The organism is Psychrobacter sp. SCQQ22, assembly GCF_015864605.1.
GTDB classification, from domain to species: domain Bacteria; phylum Pseudomonadota; class Gammaproteobacteria; order Pseudomonadales; family Moraxellaceae; genus Psychrobacter; species Psychrobacter fozii.
In genome coordinates this window covers 342,415-361,508 of the sequence record NZ_JADYWZ010000001.1, presented here as the reverse complement: position 1 = coordinate 361,508, position 19,094 = coordinate 342,415, and the positions used below count along the sequence as shown (strand labels likewise).

At 41.5% G+C, this 19,094-nt stretch carries 14 protein-coding genes; 6 read left to right on the top strand and 8 right to left on the bottom strand.

From position 1 onward, the window contains the following. Nucleotides 1-226: 226 nt before the first annotated feature. Entirely contained in the window at nucleotides 227-1,210 is a 984-nt protein-coding gene (locus tag I6E84_RS01545; RefSeq protein ID WP_197215679.1) for a pirin family protein, read from the top strand. A gap of 220 nt (nucleotides 1,211-1,430) precedes the next feature. Here the strand turns inward: I6E84_RS01545 and I6E84_RS01540 are convergent, their stop codons facing one another. Next, entirely contained in the window at nucleotides 1,431-2,534 is a 1,104-nt protein-coding gene (locus tag I6E84_RS01540) for an alkene reductase (protein ID WP_197215678.1), read from the bottom strand. Between the two features lie 596 nt (nucleotides 2,535-3,130). Here I6E84_RS01540 and I6E84_RS01535 point away from each other — a divergent pair. Beyond that, nucleotides 3,131-4,282, top strand: coding sequence for a hypothetical protein (locus I6E84_RS01535; RefSeq protein WP_197215676.1), 1,152 nt, complete (start codon nucleotides 3,131-3,133; stop codon nucleotides 4,280-4,282). A 32-nt stretch (nucleotides 4,283-4,314) separates the two neighbouring features. Here the strand turns inward: I6E84_RS01535 and I6E84_RS01530 are convergent, their stop codons facing one another. The 3 genes from I6E84_RS01530 to I6E84_RS01520 form a co-directional block, all read right to left on the bottom strand. Next, a complete protein-coding gene (locus I6E84_RS01530; protein WP_197215674.1) occupies nucleotides 4,315-5,211 on the bottom strand; it encodes a DMT family transporter in 897 nt (298 codons plus the stop codon). A gap of 183 nt (nucleotides 5,212-5,394) precedes the next feature. Then, nucleotides 5,395-6,621, bottom strand: coding sequence for a tryptophan synthase subunit beta (gene trpB / locus I6E84_RS01525; RefSeq protein ID WP_197215672.1), 1,227 nt, complete (start codon nucleotides 6,619-6,621; stop codon nucleotides 5,395-5,397). A gap of 346 nt (nucleotides 6,622-6,967) precedes the next feature. Further along, nucleotides 6,968-8,893 carry a DUF262 domain-containing protein gene (locus I6E84_RS01520; RefSeq protein WP_197215670.1) on the bottom strand — a complete coding sequence of 642 codons (1,926 nt, stop codon included), beginning with the start codon at nucleotides 8,891-8,893 and terminating at the stop codon, nucleotides 6,968-6,970. Nucleotides 8,894-9,371: 478 nt separating this feature from the next. Between I6E84_RS01520 and I6E84_RS01515 the strand changes: the two genes are divergently transcribed. The 3 genes from I6E84_RS01515 to I6E84_RS01505 all read left to right on the top strand — a co-directional run bounded on the left by I6E84_RS01515 (nucleotide 9,372) and on the right by I6E84_RS01505 (nucleotide 11,886). Then, the gene (locus I6E84_RS01515; protein ID WP_197215667.1) at nucleotides 9,372-10,376 is read left to right on the top strand and encodes a lipoate--protein ligase; all 1,005 of its coding nucleotides are present in this window, start codon (nucleotides 9,372-9,374) and stop codon (nucleotides 10,374-10,376) included. Between the two features lie 208 nt (nucleotides 10,377-10,584). Then, complete coding sequence (locus tag I6E84_RS01510; RefSeq protein WP_197215665.1) at nucleotides 10,585-11,001, top strand: VOC family protein; 417 nt, start codon at nucleotides 10,585-10,587, stop codon at nucleotides 10,999-11,001. A gap of 111 nt (nucleotides 11,002-11,112) precedes the next feature. Continuing rightward, nucleotides 11,113-11,886, top strand: coding sequence for a lysozyme inhibitor LprI family protein (locus I6E84_RS01505; protein ID WP_197215663.1), 774 nt, complete (start codon nucleotides 11,113-11,115; stop codon nucleotides 11,884-11,886). Nucleotides 11,887-11,998: 112 nt separating this feature from the next. On the opposite strand, the gene I6E84_RS01500 is transcribed toward I6E84_RS01505, so the two are convergent. After that, entirely contained in the window at nucleotides 11,999-14,134 is a 2,136-nt protein-coding gene (locus I6E84_RS01500) for an NADPH-dependent 2,4-dienoyl-CoA reductase (protein WP_197215661.1), read from the bottom strand. A gap of 363 nt (nucleotides 14,135-14,497) precedes the next feature. Between I6E84_RS01500 and I6E84_RS01495 the strand changes: the two genes are divergently transcribed. After that, complete coding sequence (locus tag I6E84_RS01495; RefSeq protein ID WP_197215659.1) at nucleotides 14,498-16,162, top strand: AMP-binding protein; 1,665 nt, start codon at nucleotides 14,498-14,500, stop codon at nucleotides 16,160-16,162. A gap of 320 nt (nucleotides 16,163-16,482) precedes the next feature. Here the strand turns inward: I6E84_RS01495 and I6E84_RS01490 are convergent, their stop codons facing one another. The 3 genes from I6E84_RS01490 to I6E84_RS01480 form a co-directional block, all read right to left on the bottom strand. Continuing rightward, entirely contained in the window at nucleotides 16,483-16,902 is a 420-nt protein-coding gene (locus I6E84_RS01490; RefSeq protein ID WP_197215657.1) for a DUF6691 family protein, read from the bottom strand. Nucleotides 16,903-16,975: 73 nt separating this feature from the next. Further along, nucleotides 16,976-17,413 carry a YeeE/YedE family protein gene (locus I6E84_RS01485; RefSeq protein WP_197215655.1) on the bottom strand — a complete coding sequence of 146 codons (438 nt, stop codon included), beginning with the start codon at nucleotides 17,411-17,413 and terminating at the stop codon, nucleotides 16,976-16,978. Nucleotides 17,414-17,564: 151 nt separating this feature from the next. Then, the gene (locus tag I6E84_RS01480; protein ID WP_197215653.1) at nucleotides 17,565-18,698 is read right to left on the bottom strand and encodes an aminotransferase class V-fold PLP-dependent enzyme; all 1,134 of its coding nucleotides are present in this window, start codon (nucleotides 18,696-18,698) and stop codon (nucleotides 17,565-17,567) included. Nucleotides 18,699-19,094 lie beyond the last annotated feature (396 nt).

The window sequence follows — 19,094 nt, the reverse complement described above, 5'->3', positions numbered from 1 at the left end:
CAATAAAGGTTTGATAACTGCTAGAATAAGAAGCATGACAAAAGTGAAGCTGTTTAGTGTTCACGCTTGAAAAGCAACAATAAAAATTAGAATAATATAGTTGGTTCAATATAATTTGAGTACAAGGAAGCCGAGCGAAAGGGCTACAAGTAGTAGACTCAGCGAGACTGACACCGCATCCAATTTATAGAGGATTGACTATACATCTCATTTTATGGGGGAATACATGCGTCCGATTGAGAACGTTCATAGTAAAAAAGCACCGCATTGGGTCGGTGATGGCTTTTATGTAAAAACCTTCATCAACCATCTCGAAGAAAATGCTGACTTTAACTATGAGCACACTGATCCATTTCTGTTATTCGATTATGGCGAACCGACCACCTTTGAGCCGAACCCTAATTACCAGACGGAACCGCACGGCATCGGTAAGCATCCACACAAAGGTTTTGAGACGGTCACCATCGCCTATTCGGGCGAAATCAGCCATGCAGACTCGACCGGTGGATGCGGTGATATCCTAGAAGGTGATGTGCAGTGGATGACCGCAGGACGCGGCATTATGCATGAGGAGTTCCATTCAGCAGCGTTTGGGCAGCGTGGCGGCGTCTTTAGTATGGTGCAAATGTGGGTCAATCTACCGAGCGCAGACAAACTAACCCATCCAAAATACCAAAGCATCAAACGTGCAGAGATACCTCTCGTTGACTTGATAGATAACAGCGACGACAGTGACGGTAGCAATCAAGCCACTATTGGCAAAGCTGCTATCATCGCTGGCGAATGGCAAGGAGTAACAGGTTCAGCCAGTACCTTTACATCCATTAATATCTGGAATATCGAGCTGTATGCCTCTGGTTCAACGACACTGCAAATACCCAACACGCACAATACACTGCTGCTAGTGCAAGAAGGCGAACTACGGGTAAATGATATGCCTGTGAGTGCAGGAAATCTGATCCAGTTTGAAGCACCCACGCAACATCGTGCTGACATTCAAGATGATCAAGCACTGACTACTGACACCATTGAGCTACACTGCTCTATTATCACCACTGAAGAATCAACACTAAATCCTATCAAACTTTTGTTATTCAGCGGTGAGCCTATTGGTGAGCCAATAGCAGGTTATGGACCGTTTGTCATGAACACACAAGAAGAACTGCGCCAAACGTTTCGAGATTATCAGACAGGTAATTTTATTAAGTAACTCAATTAGCTGAAGTAGTTCAAGTAGCCGAAACCTATGTATCATCATGCATAAAAAAGCCACCAGACGATTATCGTCTGGTGGCTTTCGATTGTCAGTTATATAGAGATAACTATAGTCAAAGAACTCTAAAATGGGTACAAGGCAGCCGACTGTAGATTGTACTAGTACATCTAAGGAGGGTAACGCCGTAGCCGTTTAGTAGTTCACCGACTATATATTACGCTTGGTTTAAAAACGGATAGTCGGTGTAACCTTCAGCACCGCCACCATAAAAGCTGTCAGGATGCTGCTCATTTAGTGCAGCGCCTTCACGGATACGCTCGGCCAAATCAGGATTGGCAATATAATCACGACCAAAAGCAACCGCATCGATGTATCCGGCTTTAACATTTTTCTCTGCTTTTTCGGCAGTATAACCACCAGCAGCTATAATCAAGTTATCAAAAGCAGCGCGGACACGTTGACGGAATCCATCGCTATAAGGAGTGCCACCAGCCCAATCAGGCTCTGACAGATGTAGATACATCAAGCCACGCTTGTTAATCTGCTCGATTAGCCAGATATTCTCATCTTCATTATAGCCAGCTTCTACATTGTTAAATGTTCCAAGCGGTGAGATACGAATACTAACGTGATCAGCATCCCAAGCATCCACACAAGCATCGATAACATCTAATGTTAGACGCGCACGGTTCTCACGGCTACCACCATATTCATCTTCACGCTGGTTGGTTTGCTCAACCCAGAATTGATGCAATAGATAACCATGGGCACCATGAATCTCAACCCCATCAAAGCCCGCTTCTTTGGCGTTTTTGGTCGCTTGTGCAAAGTCAGCGATGACTTGCTTGATTTCATCAAGTGTGGCTGGGCGTGGTGTCGTTGCTTCAACGCGGATGGCTTGGTTATTGCTATCACGCAACGAGGTACGTATACCGACATGGACATCAGAGGCAGAAATTGGTGCTTTGCCATCCGGCTGTACGCTCTCATGCGAGACCAGACCAGTATGCCATAGCTGTACCACAATCTTGCCACCTTTGGCATGGACATTATCAACGATGGCTTTCCATGCGGTGATTTGGTCTTGGGTATGAACGCCAGGTGCACCTGCATAGCCTTTCGCTTGAAAAGAAACCTGCGTCGCTTCGGTTATCACAAGCCCTGAGCTAGCACGCTGTGAATAATACTCGCTAGCAAGTACAGTCGGTACATCACCAGGTTCTACTGAACGCAGACGCGTCAACGGTGCCATAATGATGCGGTTTTTTAGCGTTTGCGTGCCCATTTTTACAGGTTCAAATAAATTATCGTGTGCCATGTTATGCCTTATTATGTTTGTCGTTATAAGTTGGTGTTCTTTATTATGAGGTTCATTACTATTAATTAAAGTGCTCGACTATTCATTAGAGTTCTCAACTATTCATTAAAGCCCTCACAAATAACTGGCTTAGAACTGTGAAAAATTGCGAGCCATTGAATCAATAGTACTGGGTCAATAGAATATATCGTTGCCTATTTGCTAAGCAAAGACGCATATTGAACGACCGTTATCTTTATAGGGAGTGTCCGTTATTATTCAAGTAAACTTTACAAACAGAAACACTGCTTTATATTTATTTAATAAAGGACGATACCTACTATCTCGACACCGAATCTACCGAGCAAGCGTCAAGCTGCAAACCTTCAAATCTAAAAGAGTATTCGCAGTTTGAATGTAACCTCAGCCTTGATTGACACCAGAACGCAAATATTGATATTTATAGCGACAGAGAGGTATACAAAAACGTGTATGAGAATTTAGAAGATTGTGAGCTTGCCCTAGAATAAAATACAAGATGGCTGTTTTATTAGGGTCTGTTAGACTGTTGGAGCTGTCCTACTCACTCTTTCCTGCTACGGGTATAGAAATAAAAAATGAAGTCGTTATCACTTATCCAAAATAAAAAGCTACCGCTCATCATAGGTGCAAGCTTAGTGTTTGCCCTTACCGCTTGCCAGCCTCCCTCAGATAAAGCGACCTCATCAGAAGCACAATCAACAACCTCTCAAAGCACAACGCCTGTCGCAGAAGCAAAGACACCGAAAGAACTCACTAAGGCATTGGTGGAGCTATCGGAAGAAACATTAAAAGAGCGGCTGATTTGTAGTAAGCTTAATGACACGATAAATGCTATCAATAATAAAAATGAAATCGAAGACATTCACGCGGTTCAGCACCAGTTAACCGCTTGCTTACCAGTGGCCAATAACGCTGAAATATTGCAATGGCTAGCAGAGTATCAGGAGATGTATGCACGTTTTCTGAATGTTGATAGCGCTATAGATGACAGCGCATTTTATGACCTGATGAGTAGTATTGAACAAGGTAAAAAGGTTTCGGTGACACAGTTAAAAGCAGTGAACCCTCATGTTCGATATTTGGTTAGTTTAATCATGAGTAGGTCTGACGTCAGTGTGCGCTATTTGGGGGAAGGTGATTATGAGTTTCATCACGACCTAACGGCTATGGCAGATATATTCAGCCCCTATCTACCAGAGGATCAAGCGGCCTTTATCCAGCGAATGGCTCAGGATAACCAAGGAATATTTTGGTTTGATGCAGCGGTAGATTTTTCTTTTGAGGAGTTGGTAGAGCGTACCATCTTCTGGGAAGATTTCATGCACCATTATCCACAGAGTATCTTTTATAACGATGCTAACGTGTTATTCAATATGTATCGTTATCTACTGTTTTTTGGGTCAGAGAATACCCAATGGACAGATGAGGAAATGCGCGAATTCTATGACTCAGATAACGAACAACTGATGGTGCAGCTGACTCAACGCTCTGATAGTAAACTGGCTAAAAATGTGCAAAATTTTTTAATATTTATGGATCAATCCGATACCGAACGTCTTAAGCGATACCCTATACCTGACAAAGATGAAAACGGTCGTGAAATAGATGAGCGAAACATCACACCCTATCAATTGCATAAAGCATTAGACCTATCGTCGCCATGGACCGTCACTCAAAATAGAAATTGTTTGAATGGCATTATTTGTGTGGATAAGAACGCTCAGTAAAGCCAAAATACACACATTATTCCGTACATAATTTACGACTTTATCATTCTAGTAACAGACAATTCTAAAGACAAATACGTCCCAAACAATATCACTACCGAACCGATAATGGCAGGTGTATCCAACGCTTCACCCAGTAATAAATAACCCAAAATAATCGCAAAAATTGGGATCACTAGCGTAATGCTCGTCGCTCTCATAGGGCCGATACTTTTGATTAATTGATTCATAAAAATCAGCGCAATGGCGGTAGAAAACACACCAATACAGATAACAGAAACCCAAGCCTGGGCACTAATACTCTTGCCATAAGGGAACTCATATATTGCAACCGGCAGCATAATCACACTGGCAATAATGAGTGACCCTGCGGTAATCGCCACTGGAGAGACATCATTCAAGTAATTCCTAGTAATGTTCGCCCCTAGCGCATAACCAACACAGGCCAATAACCCATAACCCATCGGCAACAGACTCGAATCCGACGTCGAATCCTGCCCACCAAACAAACTCTCACTCATCAAAATTACCACACCGATAACACCAATGATTAGGCCAAGAATTTGCTTTTTTGACAGCCTGTCTTTAAAGAACGTACTGGCGATAAATCCACTCAGCATCGGTACAGAAGCATTGAGCACTGCCAACACACCAGCGTTTACAGATTGGGCTGAAAAAGAAAACAGCATAAATGGCACGGCAGCGGAGAATAATCCAACAAGCGCCAACACTTTCCAATTTTCGCGGATGCCTTCTCTGTTTTTCTTGCTAATTAATACAAAGATCAGCATGACCAATCCAGCAAATATGACCCGTAAACTGGCGAAGGTCAACGAGCCAAACTCCGGCACGCCCACACGATAAAATATAAAAGACAGCGACCACATAAAGGACAGCGTGATGAAAATAATGAGGTCGCGGTTAGTCATGAAAAAATCCTATCAAGCATGGGACGGCTGTTTCCTATTTATAAAAAATGGTCATTTATGATAAATGTACCGTTATAAAAGGTCCCAGTCGTGAAAAAGGTTAAATCGTAAAAAAAGACCACGATGATAACTTTTTAATCGCTCAAAAGGGATTATTTTTCTATACTCATCACTCACTTTTGTTTACAAATTTACTTTATCTAAAATGAAATCGATATCTTTATCACCGCGCCCTGATAAATTAACCAAAATGGTCTCATCCGCTGACATAGTCTTAGCAACTTTCATCGCATAGGCAATGGCATGTGCAGACTCCAAAGCTGGAATAATACCTTCAAGCCGAGACAATGCCATAAACGCCTCTAGACACTCTGCATCTGTGGCTGACTCATAAGTTGCCAATTTTAAATCTCGTAAATGTGAATGCTGCGGACCAACGCCAGGATAGTCCAAACCAGACGCAATCGAATGCACGGGGGCTGGCTCACCTTTTTCATCGAGCAGTACATAGCATTTAAAACCATGAATCTCACCTTTGACCCCTAACGACATGGTCGCTGCATGATTGGGCGTATCTAAGCCTTCCCCTGCTGGCTCTACGCCTATTTTTTCTACACCTGCATCATCAAAAAACCCGCTAAACATACCGATAGCATTGGAACCACCACCAATACAAGCAACCATTTTATTAGGTAATTTACCTGTCGTAGTCAAGAATTGCGCACGTGCCTCATGCCCGACAACGGATTGGAAATAGCTCACCATTTCTGGATAGGGTGCAGGCCCTAATGCTGAGCCAATGGCAAACATACTGGTATCAAGCTCATTGAGATACGTCTCAAAAGCGCTATCCACTGCTTCCTTTAATGTCCCTGCCCCGCGTGATACAGAAACGATATTGGCTCCTAAAATTCTCATGCGGCTGACATTGGGATGCTCCTTTTCAATATCGACGACACCCATATGAATCTCGCACGCCAGACCCATCAGCGCAGCCGCTGTTGCTAGTGCCACACCGTGTTGCCCCGCACCAGTTTCAGCAATAACTTTGGTTTTGCCTAATTTCTTGGCTAATAATACCTCACCCAAACAGTGATTAATTTTATGCGCGCCCGTATGGTTTAAATCTTCACGCTTAAAATAAATCTGTGCCCCGCCGCAATGTTCGCTTAAGCGCTGCGCATGATAAATAGGACTTGGACGACCCACATATGTCTCACGCAGTCGCTTCATCTCAGCGATAAAGTCATCATCCTTGATAATCTCACGAAAGCCTGTTTCGATTTCCGCCATGGCTTTGGCCAGCTCAGGATGACCAATTTTGCCACCGAACTCTCCATATAGACCATCGTCGTTAGGCAGGATTGATTGATGTAATCCGTAACCAGCTGCTGTATTTTCTGTTTTCATATTTGAACCTTGTTATGTTTAATCACTTATTGATGAGTTTTTAGTTATAAATTTATTGTATTTACGTTCTAGTACATTGAAACAAATTCTAAGGCAACTTCTCTATAAGATCAAGTATTACTATGGAGTTAATTGAGCACAGACTGACCACTTGTGCCGTTTATAAGATATTTAGCATTAGCATTGGACTTGAGAAATACAGTATATCGACTATACGAAAAGGATATTTTGTGCGGTTCCTTATAGTTTGTAAATATGGATTAGATAAAAAAATTTTGATAAGAGTTTCATATCTTATTTTACTTGAGATAAAAAACTCTTAACAAATCCATTAATATATATTCACCTATTCATTCAGAAATTCTAAATGAAGTAATTTCCTTTTAAAGTTATCATCACCCAATTCTATAGACCATCGTTCCTCCATAAACCTCAACATATTCATACCTCTATCCAATATTTCGTTAGAAGTCCACTCATTATATTTAGATACATTTATTTCCGAAAATGATCCATTTGAATATTCTACTGAGTTATTAAAACTGCTATTTCTTTTGCTTTTCTCATCAAAACCTATATTTTGTAGAGAAGAGTTTTTTTGACGCGATAAAGCTAGTAGATTACCTAAAGAATGAGTTAGACACTTTCTCTGGTGAAAGTTGAAAAAACTAAACCGTTCTTGCCAGTAAGGTTCAGTATCAGTCTGAGGATAAATATGTTCTACACTTATGTAATCTGCCTTACGCGTATTAAGATCATCCCAAGATAACTTTTTATCATTAGTTTTACTTTTATCTTTGAGATATTGTTCATATTCATACAAAAAATATCTGATATCGTCCCAGCGATAGAATCCCTCTTTATGGTGAAGGTCGTATTTATCTTGAATATAAGATAGAAATTTTTCTTTACTAAAGTAATCATTAGACCAATTTCTGACATTACTAATAACCGAGTCAATGCTTTTATTTTCTGAAAGAAGCTCACTAGCATTTCTGTAAAACTCTGTATCACCCGTATTAGCACGACGTCTACTCAGAGAAAATGCACAAAAATTGTAGCGCTCTATTTCAGTAAGAAGGTTAGCAATCTTATTAGCTTCTTGATTAGATGTATAAGCTGATAGTATTAAAGGCTTAAAAGCTTTAAATCCTATATTATTGAGTCTTTCTAGAATTTTAGATTGCTCGCTCGTTACCTTAACAGTTTTTGATGGCATTGTTGGGTTATGAATATAGAACCAATATTTTATTGACTCTTGAAGATTATAGATATATTTAACTATCTCTTCTCTTTTTAAAGGATTTTCTTTATCTTTCAAAATTCTCCTTGAAGTAAATGCATCATCTAATAAAAAATCTATATATGCATTCTTTTTGTTACGCGAGTAATTGTAATACATTATCCAATGGTTACGTAAAAACTGATCTTCATTTAAAGGACGATCTTGATTTTTTCCTAAGTACTCATAAACAGTCTTCCATACATTATTTATATCTTCACGCAAACTGCCATTATCATTCTGATTAGAGAATAAAGTTGTTAAGTAGATAAGTCTATTTTTTAGTTTCTCTAAAGTAGTTAATGGCTTCCCTCTATTATTCATTGTTTCGAATGCAACATTGATATCTATATCATCTTCAATTTCATAAATACTGTACTTCATTTTCTGAGTTAACTTAGTGAAAATATTCTCAATATCACTATGCTCTAGCTTAGCTAGCTCACCTAAAAAAAACTTTTTAGCTTTATACAAATTTTTAGTATAAAGAGTTAATTCATGATTGTTAGAAGTGGAATATCTATTAAATATTTTAGTTCTTAAATACTCATCACTTGGGTTATCTTTTTCATATCCAAATATATAACTTTGAAATAACTCATTTTCAGTCTTATGTTGAGTAATAATAAATTTTTCTTCAATATTTGAAATTGAAGAAAAATTTAAGCTAGACTCTTTAGGTACTGATTGTAGAATCGTCTGTATCAATATCAACGCTGTAGTCAATCTTTGTTGGCCATCTACGACATAATACGGTTTAAAACCTCTATTCTTAACTAACCAAATATCTTCTACCCACTTTTCACATTCTTTTTTCTCTAAAGGTTCTAGAGTAATAACTCCTGTATAGTGCATACGCTCTTTATGAAGCTGTAGGATATCTTCCCAAAAATCTTTTATTTGATGCTCACTCCAAGCATATCCTCTTTGATAGTCAGGTATACGAAATATTTTATTTTGAAATAAGCTATCTAGAGTTTGAGTTTGCATTTTATTCCTCTTTATTAATTGAAAATACATCAAAATAGTTTAATGGCTCTAGATATTTTCGCTTGAACTCAAGTAATACTATTGATGAAGGTTTAAATTATTCTCTACATTGATATCAATCTGTAAGTTACACTACTGCCAACTTTATACCAAATTAAACTTCTGTTACAAGTTCAATTGAAAATATAAATACGTAACTTAAGAAGCTACTTCAGCCTGATATAAGAGCAATGAATAAACGGGGTTACAAATTTACCTTCATAAGTATTAGGTCTCGCATATGACCACGTTTCAAGAAGCATTCAAACTACTTACTTGAACTAGAATAAAAATATACCGTCCCTTCTCAGCATTCAAATCTTTAAACATTATGTAACACCACCACACCACATTGAATTTCAACGCTGCATCGGTAAGAATAGCTGTCTCTATTGATAAAACCCTACTTATAAAAGCCACTCGAGAAAAAGGATAAATAATGAAACTGCGCATCCTAAAATCTGCTGTGACCAACCCTTGGTTTAACCTCGCGACCGAGGACTGGATATTTCAAGCACTCGACCCAGACTCGCACACGCTGTTTCTATGGCGTAATTCTGAGACTGTAGTCATCGGACGCTCACAGAATCCATGGGTGGAATGCAAAATCGATAAGATGGAAGCCGACGATGTGTTTTTGGCACGGCGTCAAAGTGGCGGCGGTGCAGTGTTTCATGATTTGGGCAATACCAACTTTACTTTTTTATCACCCAAAGATGACTACGATCAAGCAGCGAACTTTACCATCATCATCAATGCGCTGAAAAAACTAGGCATAGATGCTGATTTATCTGGTCGTAATGACATGCAAGTGGGTGATAAAAAAATCTCAGGTAGCGCCTTTAAACATGCAGCGGATCGCAGCTTTCATCACGGGACATTATTAGTGAATGCCAATATGCAAAAGCTGGGTGACTACCTCAATCCGCACCCACTCAAGCTAAAAGCCAAAGGCATCAAATCCGTGCGTGCGCGCGTCGCTAACTTGGTTGAGTTTAATGAAAAAATCAATCATGACACGCTGTCTGATGCGATTATCGGGGCGTTTTGTGAGTATCATGGAGAGACTGCGCCAGTAGAAGCGTTAGATGAAGCCAGCCTTGCTAAGCAGCCTACTCTAAACACTTATTATCAAAAAATGGCGGATTGGGATTGGCGCTTTGGCAAGACCCCTGAGTTTACTCACCATATTGAGACACGCTTTGATTGGGGCATTATCGATTTGCACCTTGATGTAAAGCAAGCAGTGATTCGTGAAGTCGTTATCTTCTCTGATGCACTAAATGTTGAATTGATTGATCTGTTAAAAGAGACTCTGACTGATAGCAAATACAATCACAGTGACGTAAAAACTAAGCTCGATGAACTAGGCACAGCCCATTCTGATGTAGCAGCGCAAGTGAATGACGTATCTGAGTGGTTGACTAGCGAGATGGAAGGTTAGATTTTGCGACGTCAAATTTAATCTAGCAAGTATTGCAGGGTATGCCGCTTGCACTGCTTGATAAAAAGTTACTGACACAAATGTGCTTTATATAGTTAATGGTATTGATATCATACATACGCCATTTGATATTTTGTATATTAATGATGCATAACAAGCAGCCTACCATTACTCCATTTTTATGAATAATAAATATTAAGGCATTTTTATGAAGTACTTACATGCAATGATTAGAACCAACAAACTAGAAGAAACGTTATCTTTCTATTGTGACCTTATGGGCTTACAACTGCTAAGAAAGAGAGACTCTGAATCAGGCAGATTCAGCTTATATTTTTTAGCAACGCATGAGGGTGTGCCAGAGATCGAGGTGACACACAACTGGGATGAAAAAGAGTATACCAATGGCGATAATTTTGGGCACTTTGCCTTTAGAGTCGACAACATATACACGCTGTGCGACACCTTTATACAGGCAGGGGTCGAGATATTAAGACCACCTAGAGATGGCCATATGGCTTTTGTTAAAGACCCTAATAATATCTCAATTGAGCTGCTACAAAATGGCGAAGACTTAGAACCTATTGAGCCTTGGATTTCGATGGAAAATATTGGCAGTTGGTAGGTGAGTGAGGCTGACTAGGCTGATTTGTTTTTTGCAGAAAGTGATGATGACACGTATATCACAGTTATAGCTTTCTTAAAATACAATCAAGCTCTAAAAAATGAGGGTAATATGAAAAAGTTATGCATCACTACGATCGGTATTTTAGGCACTTGCCTACTTTCCACTTATGCAAATTCAGCAAGTTTTGATTGCAACAAAGCTGCTAGCTGGGTAGAAAAAACCGTTTGTGACAGTCCTGAGCTTTCTAAGCTTGATGACACAATGGCAAAAAAATATAAAAGCAATTTTAGTGCTGCTCCTGACTATGAAGACAGCAAAGCTTTTAAAGATAGGTTCATTGCTAATCAACGCACATGGCTTACGTTTCAGCGTAATACCTGTAAAAGTGAAGAATGTCTGATACGTGAGTATAAAGAGTATATCGAAGAGCAAAGCAGTTACGGTGTGGCTTGGAATTTTTCAGATGAGTTAAGTCCTTCTGATTTACCGAGAAAAAGTGCCTTTGGTAAGTTTTCTCAAACCTCTCAAATCTCAATATATAATTCAGGTACTCAGCGCTGGGAGGATACCGGAGAGGCAAAAAACACGGTATCGATTCATAGTGTCGCTAATAAATCTTATCTTTCCATTATCGATGGCGTTTTGATTTTTACCAATGCTCATACCTGTGACTTGGGAGAGAGTAAAGCCATATGGTCAGAAAATCATTGGGTCATCAATGATGATCAACCAGATAAAAACGTTGAGCTGCGTTTATATCCAGCGACTTATAAAGGCCAGACTCAATTATTATTAAGAGACATGGATGATCAATATAGAAGGCTGCATTGTGGTATGCGAGGGTATTTTGACGGTATTATATTAGAGCGTGATGTGAGTTAGGTTTTCTCATTAAAAAACAGGCTTTGCTGAATACTCCCAAATAGGCAGATTTTTTATACAAAAAAGGCGGCAAGGTAAACAACCTCGCCGCCTTTTTATTTTGATCTAATCTTTAAATCCCAACTGCAACCTCAGCCCCATCACGAATCGCGCGTTTAGCATCCAGCTCAGCTGCGAGCTTAGCGCCGCCGATTAGATGATATTGCGCGTCTGGCGCATCACCAACATTTGGCATCAGCTCTACCACAGACTCTTGACCGGCACAGACGACGACACTATCGACACGTAGTAACTGGCTTTGACCTTGACCATTGGTCACCCAAATACCTTCATTGGTGATTTTGTCATACTGCACGCCAGCGACTTGGATGACGCCATGTGATTTGATATGAGCGCGATGCACCCAACCAGAGGTTTTATTGAGTCCGCTGCCTAAGCGACCTTTACTACGCTGCATGAGATAAACTTGGCGAACAGGCTTAATGGCTTCAGGCTTCACCAGACCGCCATCCGTTTGATAATTGACATCATTGGTCACGCCCCACTCTTCGCGCCACTCACTAATCGACTGGGCTTTTGGACGATAGCTCGGATCTTTCAATGTCTCAGGATCTAGCTCATCAAGTGGCTGACCATGTTTGGCAGTGAGATATTCACTGACATCAAAACCAATACCACCAGCACCGATGACAGCAACTGTATTGCCAACTGATTTCTCACCAGATAGCAGTTCAGCGTAGCTCATCACTTGTGGCAAATCTGCACCTTCAAGCTTACCTGCTAGACTTCTAGGTACGACACCCGTTGCGACGATGACATGGTGGAATTTGGCTTTTTCAAGCATGTCTTTATCGACTTTGGTATTCAGTTGTACGTCGACACCCAAGTGCTCAAGCTCATTGATATAGTAGCGAATGGTTTCAAAGAATTCTTCTTTACCAGGGATGACTTTGGCATAGTTAAACTGACCGCCCAACACGTCTTTGGCTTCAAATAAGGTCACTTCATGACCACGTAGGGCAGCCACATGAGCGGCTGACATACCAGCGACACCGCCACCGATGACGGCGACTTTTTTAGGCTTTTTCGCTTTCTTATAGACCAGTTCAGTCTCGTAGCATGCTTGTGGATTGACCAAACAAGTCGAGCGTTTGTTTTCAAAAGTATGGTCGAGACACGCTTGGTTACAGGCGATACAAGTATTGATACGGTCTGCTTGACCATTTTTGGCTTTATTGACCCAGTGCGCATCAGCCAAGAATGGACGTGCCATCTGAATCATATCTGCTTGACCAGTCGCGACGATTTCTTCTGCTGTTTCTGGCATGTTGATACGGTTGGCTGCCATCATTGGGATACTAATGTGCTTTTTGATTTCAGCGGTGAAATCCACAAAGGCTGCACGTGGCACACTGGTCACGATCGTCGGGACACGCGCTTCATGCCAGCCAATGCCCGTATTCATGATGGTTACGCCCGCTTCTTCTAGCGCTTTTGCCACGGTAATGACTTCATCCATGACGTTACCGTCTTTGACCAAATCGATAACAGATAAGCGGAATAGAATAATGAAGTCTTCACCAGTCGCCTCGCGAACGGCTCTAACCACATCAACGGCGAATTTCATACGAGCGTGAATATCACCACCATAAATGTCTTTACGCTTATTCACATGGCTCGATAAAAACTGGTTGAGTAGATAACCTTCAGAGCCCATGATTTCGACACCATCATAGCCTGCTTGCTTGGCAAGTTTGGCTGAACGAGCATAGTCTTTTACCGTTTGCTCGATGTTTTTAATACTCATCTTGCGCGGTTTAAATGGTGAGATTGGCGATTTAATCGGGCTTGATGACAGTACGAATGGATGATAACCGTAACGACCACTATGCAAGATTTGCATGATGAGTTTACTGTCATGTTTATGCACAGCACGGGTCACGCGTTGGTGATTGATGACGTCGGCCTTTGTATTCATGGTACCGCCCGCAGGGAGCAACCACCCTTCGCGATTGGGCGAGATACCGCCAGTGATCATCATCGCCACGCCGCCTTTGGCACGCTCTTCGAAATATGCCGCCAACTTGCCATAATTATAGAAACGATCTTCAAGACCAGTATGCATAGAGCCCATCACTAGACGGTTTTTGAGCGTAGTAAAACCCAAATCAAGTGGCTCAAATAAATGCGGGTAATGTTCATTGGTAGTGGCAGTTTCAATCGGCGCGGCAGTGCGGCTGGCGGTCATATCATTTTCCTTATGAATGGCTTGCGGGGTTTAACGTTACTGGTATCGTACCACACCGCTATTATCATCAGCTACGCAGACAAACGACTGATGAGTGGACATTTATTAATGACCATACCAAATGGCTTTGCTTAATAGCTGACTTCCTAGTATACGGTTAAACAAACACGACAAAACCAGTCCAATTATCAATGACGACTGTCTATAATAATTAGGTATTAAGACGTAGCATCGACTGGATTAATCGATTAGATTATAAGGGTAAAAATACAAATACTTTCAATTGATGACATGCCCTGATAAAGTCGATCGACTAAAGTATTACCTCAAAGAATCTCAAATATATGATAAAGGATTATCACAATGACAGACTTCCATACTGGTCTTGGCAAGAATGCAGCCAACCACCAGCCGCTTACCCCTATTGATTTTATTATTCGCAGTGCGCAGGTGTACCCTGACAAGACCGCCATCATTTATGACGACCTAAAATATAATAACTTCACCCAAACATGGCAACAGACCTATAATCGTTGCAGGCAGTTAGCTGATGGGCTGCGCAAACTGGGTATTGATAAAAACGATACCGTGGCAGTGATGATGCCGAACACGCCAGCGATGATTGAATGCGCCTTTGGTGTACCGATGTCAGGTGGCGTACTCTGTACATTGAATACCCGACTAGATATCAACGCCCTCACCTTTTGTCTACAACATTCCGAAGCTAAAGTTCTGGTTTTGGACAGTGAATTTGCAGAGTATGCCGAGATTATTGATGAAACCTTTCCTAACCTAATTGTTATTCACTCAACAGATGCGGCACTCAAAGTCGATCGATTTGGGCAAATGAGTTATGAGGAATTGGTTGCCAGTTCAGACAGTTTGGATAACTGGGAAAAACCATCAGACGAATGGGATGCGATTGCACTGAATTATACCTCTGGCACCACAGGCAAACCCAAAGGTGTGGTCTACCACCATCGCGGTGCCACGCTCAATGCTGTGTCCAATATCCTAGATTGGGATCTACCGAAGCACCCTATGTATCTCTGGACGCTGCCGTTATTTCACTGTAACGGTTGGTGCTTTCCATGGACCATCGCTGAGCGTGCCGGTATCAACGTCTGCTTACGTAATATTGATGCAGATTTGATTTTACAGCTGATTGCTAAGTACAAAGTCAGCCATTATTGCTCAGCGCCTGTGGTACACAATATGATTGCAGGCGGTAAGTCTGAATACAAAGAAGCGATTACTCACGAAGTCAATGGTTGGGTCGCTGGTGCGCCGCCATCTGAGACTATGCTAGCCGCCATGGAAGCCATGGGGTTTCACATCTCTCATGTCTATGGTCTCACTGAAGTGTATGGGCCAGTGACTGTCTGTGCCGAGCAAGCAGAATGGGATGAGCTAGATGTCACCGTACGTGCGCAAAAGAAATCACGACAAGGTGTGACTTCACACTTGATGACTGGGTTTGAGGTGTTTAAGCAAGGTACAACTGAACCTGTTGCCGCCGACGGTGAAGAGATGGGCGAGCTGGCATTACGCGGTAATATGGTGATGAAAGGCTATCTCAAAAGTCGTAAGGCCACCGAAGCGGCCTTTGCTGATGGCTGGTTTCGCACGGGTGATTTGGGCGTCAAATACCCTGATGGTTATATTAAAATCATGGACAGGCTTAAAGACATCATCATCTCAGGTGGTGAAAACATCTCTAGTATCGAGGTAGAAAACATCCTATATAAAATGCCTGAGATTCAAAGCTGCGCCGTGGTCGCTGCACCACATGAAAAATGGGGCGAAGTTCCTGTTGCCTTTATCGAGATTCATGCTAGTAGCACCTTGCAGCGCGATACCGTGATGGCGCATTGCAAGCAGCATTTAGCGGGCTTTAAAGTACCCAAATATATTATCTTTGCTGAAATACCAAAGACCAGTACGGGCAAAGTTCAGAAGTTTGAGCTACGACAAGCGGCCAAATCATTGGCACACGAAACCCCAAAAGTCATGGTCAGTGCGAAATAGGCTTTTAAAAGCGTAAAACATTCCTGATAAGTAAAATGTCTTTTATAAAAAGGGTCAGCTTAATTAAATTAGGCTGACCCTTTTTTGAGCGCTAGCCTATTTATACTGTAGTTGATTCAATGTAATTTGGAGACAAGGAAGCCGAGTAAAAGTACTACAAATATAGTCGGTGAACTACTAAACCGCTACGGTGTTACCCTCCTTAGATGTACTACTTGTACAATCTGCAGTCGGCTGCCTTGTACCCATTTTAGAGTTCTGTGACTATAGTAGGCTAAGCGAGACTGATACCGTATCCAATTTATAGAGAGCTAACTATATCAGCCAAGCTTCGGCTCAAGCCATTGATAGACCAACATGCCAACTATCATGGCAGGGATGAATACATATGCTTGCCATTGCCCCGTTCCGAGCAGTACGATTCCTGGTCCTGGGCAAATACCAACCAATCCCCAACCAATACCAAACAGCATCGCGCCGATAAGGAGTTTTTTATTAATAACGGTTTTGCTTGGCATCTCTATTAATGTGCCAATCCAGCTCTTCTGCTGACGCTTGGCCAATTGCACACCTAGGATTGCCACGATTAATCCACCACCCATGACCAATGCCAGGGATATATCCCATGCACCAAAGACATCCAAAAACCCTTGGACTTTTACAGGATCGGTCATACCAGATATCAGCAGTCCAAAGCCAAATAGTAGCCCTGCTAACAAACCAATTATATTTTTTAGCATTTTTTTCTCACACCTAATATGTTAATTCAAGCTGCTATAAATAGTACTCAACGCTGTCTTAGCAACGAGCTGTTTAAATAAAGCCTAAGACATGCCGACCGATATAAACTGTCACAATACCAAAGAACATAAAAGTCGCCGTCGCTGCCATTGAACGCGGAGACAAGCGTGCATTGCCACAGATACCGTGCCCACTGGTACAGCCAGATCCCAAACGCGTCCCAAAACCAACCAATAATCCCGCGCCGACTAATAGCGGCAAAGAAGTGCTGATATCTATATCGGGTAACGGTTTTCCCAGACTGTATAGTACTGGTGAGATGACCAGCCCAACAATGAACAGTATCTGCCACATCTCAACACGCTTTGGCTTCAGCAGGCTTGAAAAGATGCCGCTAATACCCGCAATACGCCCAATACCCAGTAGCAGTATAACGGTCGCCATACCTAGCATTAGGCCGCCCGCTAAGGAGATTGGTGTAAAGGCCTGCCAGTCTATTTGTATACTCATAACGGACTACCCAATTAAGTTTATTAAATACGTGCTTAAGTATTAATTTATAAAAATACATTATATTATAAAATATAATAAAAGGGTAAAAAAATACTGAACCCATATCAAACAGGCTCAGTATTCTTTTAGCTAAGGCGTGTGCTAAATATTATTTAGCCAATACTTTATCAAGTGCTGACTCAAAACGCGTCACTGCGCCATCAACGTCAGTCAATTTATCTAGACCAAATAGACCCAAACGGAAGGTCTTAAAGTTATCAGGTTCACCTACTTTAAGCGGCACACCAGAGGCAATTTGCATACCGGCTTCCGCAAAAGCACTGCCTTTATGCATATCATCACGATCGGTATAAGCTACGACAACGCCTGGGGCTTCAAAACCCTTAGCGGCAACGCTCTCGATACCTTTGTCTGCACATACCTGACGGATACGGTTCCCCAACTCCCACTGCGCATCACACAATGTATCGAAGCCGATTTTTTTAGCCTCTAAAATGGTATCGCGGAACTGACGTAAGCTATCGGTTGGCATGGTCGCATGATAAGCGTGACCGCCATTCTCATAAGCACGCATAATATTTAACCACTGCTTCAAATCTAAGCTAAAGCTGTCAGACTCTGTACTGTCTACTTTTTGGATAGCAGCATCGCTTAGCATGACCAGACCCGCACACGGCGTACTACTCCAACCCTTTTGCGGAGCACTGATAAGAACATCAATTCCCAAATCTTTCATGTCTAACCAAACACAGCCTGAGGCAATACAGTCAATAACCAATAAACCACCAACGCTATGCACGGCAGCGCTCAAAGCTTTAATGTAGTCCGCTGATAGAATGATTCCTGATGAGGTTTCGACATGCGGAGCAAATACCACTGCTGGTTTTTCTGCTTTAATTTTTGCAACTGCCTCATCGATATCGACAGGTGAAAACGGCTTTGGAGAATTACCCTCTTCGCGATGAGCAGTCAAGACCGTAGTCGATTGGGCAATTTTGCCTTTTTCTAGGATTTGCGACCAACGATAGCTAAACCAACCATTACGAATAATGAGGCAATCTTCATCGTTTGCCAATTGACGCGCAACCGCTTCCATACCATAGGTACCAGCACCCGGCACAATCACGACTGCGTCAGCGTTATAGACTGATTTTAGGTCGCTAGATAGGTCATTCATCACTTGTTGAAAGACTTTCGACATGTGATTGAGGGCGCGGTCAGTATAGACCACTGAGTATTCTAATAAGCCGTTTGGATCAATATCTTGACGTAATGCAGTCATAGGGCGCTCCTAGTTTATTGTTAGATGATTTAATAATTCTTAAGCAGTGGCTACAGCAAGCTCCAGACACTAAAATTCCGATACTAGAATCCCGATACTAGAATTTAAGTGCAAAAATCTAAATGCCAACCTAGCCAAATACTATTTATAGTGAAATAGCACTATTGCTAGAGACTATAGTTGATTCAATTTAAAAGTAGTATAAGGCAACCGAGTTTAGATGTATGTTTAATACTTCAAGTGAGGTTAAAGCAGTAATACTTTTATAGTGGAATAACTATACTATAGCTAATATTTATTTGGATATAATATCGAGTAATAATCGAAAGTACGACGCAGGGTTGACGATATAGCGCTTTATCCTAGTGCTATTGCCGTTGATGATTGTGTCTTGCA

Coding starts and splice junctions, on each gene's coding strand:
- I6E84_RS01490 (WP_197215657.1), bottom strand. CDS start 16,902: ATGCTAAAAAATATAATTGGTTTGTTAGCAGGGCTACTATTTGGCTTT.
- I6E84_RS01485 (WP_197215655.1), bottom strand. CDS start 17,413: ATGAGTATACAAATAGACTGGCAGGCCTTTACACCAATCTCCTTAGCG.
- I6E84_RS01540 (WP_197215678.1), bottom strand. CDS start 2,534: ATGGCACACGATAATTTATTTGAACCTGTAAAAATGGGCACGCAAACG.
- I6E84_RS01510 (WP_197215665.1), top strand. CDS start 10,585: ATGAAGTACTTACATGCAATGATTAGAACCAACAAACTAGAAGAAACG.
- trpB (WP_197215672.1), bottom strand. CDS start 6,621: ATGAAAACAGAAAATACAGCAGCTGGTTACGGATTACATCAATCAATC.
- I6E84_RS01495 (WP_197215659.1), top strand. CDS start 14,498: ATGACAGACTTCCATACTGGTCTTGGCAAGAATGCAGCCAACCACCAG.
- I6E84_RS01520 (WP_197215670.1), bottom strand. CDS start 8,893: ATGCAAACTCAAACTCTAGATAGCTTATTTCAAAATAAAATATTTCGT.
- I6E84_RS01515 (WP_197215667.1), top strand. CDS start 9,372: ATGAAACTGCGCATCCTAAAATCTGCTGTGACCAACCCTTGGTTTAAC.
- I6E84_RS01480 (WP_197215653.1), bottom strand. CDS start 18,698: ATGACTGCATTACGTCAAGATATTGATCCAAACGGCTTATTAGAATAC.
- I6E84_RS01545 (WP_197215679.1), top strand. CDS start 227: ATGCGTCCGATTGAGAACGTTCATAGTAAAAAAGCACCGCATTGGGTC.
- I6E84_RS01500 (WP_197215661.1), bottom strand. CDS start 14,134: ATGACCGCCAGCCGCACTGCCGCGCCGATTGAAACTGCCACTACCAAT.
- I6E84_RS01530 (WP_197215674.1), bottom strand. CDS start 5,211: ATGACTAACCGCGACCTCATTATTTTCATCACGCTGTCCTTTATGTGG.
- I6E84_RS01505 (WP_197215663.1), top strand. CDS start 11,113: ATGAAAAAGTTATGCATCACTACGATCGGTATTTTAGGCACTTGCCTA.
- I6E84_RS01535 (WP_197215676.1), top strand. CDS start 3,131: ATGAAGTCGTTATCACTTATCCAAAATAAAAAGCTACCGCTCATCATA.